Source organism: Leisingera sp. ANG-Vp, assembly GCF_000813725.1.
Classification (GTDB): Bacteria; Pseudomonadota; Alphaproteobacteria; order Rhodobacterales; family Rhodobacteraceae; genus Leisingera.
The window spans coordinates 1-643 of record NZ_JWLD01000137.1; the positions used below are offsets into that span (position 1 = coordinate 1).

At 65.2% G+C, this 643-nt stretch carries 1 protein-coding gene; it reads right to left on the bottom strand.

Going from position 1 to position 643, the window contains the following annotated elements; all coding sequences use genetic code 11:
* The coding region (locus RA20_RS24430) for an aminotransferase class III-fold pyridoxal phosphate-dependent enzyme (protein WP_039135582.1) at nucleotides 1–643 on the bottom strand (643 nt) is incomplete at both ends.

A 643-nucleotide genomic window follows, 5' to 3' on the forward strand; every position in this document is an offset into this window, starting at 1 on the left:
AACCGCCGGCACCGCGCCGGAGGTGGCCCCCACAACCGGCTCCGCCATAAAGGCCATTACGGTCTCGGGGCCGAGGCGGAGAATTTCCTCCTCCAGCTCATTTGCCACGCGCTGGCCGTAGTCATAGCTGCTCTCACCCTCAGCCTTGCCCACGTATTCGTAGCAGGGCGAGATGTGGGAGATTTCGATCAGGAGCGGCGCAAACTGGGTGCGGCGCCATTCGTTGCCCCCTGCCGCCAAAGCGCCAAGGGTGTTGCCGTGGTAGCTTTGCTTGCGGGCGATGATGTGGCGGCGCTGCGGTTCGCCGCGTTCCAGGTGGTACTGGCGGGCAAGCTTGATGGCCGCCTCGGTGGCTTCGGAGCCGCCAGAGACAAAATAGACCCGGTCGATATCGCCCGGCGCATTGGCCACCAACAGGTCTGCCAGTTCTTCGGCCGGTTCCGAGGTGAGGAAACCGGTGTGGGCAAAGGCCAGCTTGCCGGCCTGGTCCTGCACGGCCTTGATGACTTCGGCATCCGAGTGGCCCAGGCAGGAAACCGCGGCGCCGCCGGAGCCGTCGAAGTAGTGCTTACCGCTGGCGTCGATCAGATAACAGCCGTCGCCAGAGACTGCGGTGGGCAGATCGGCCTTGGTATGGCGGGGG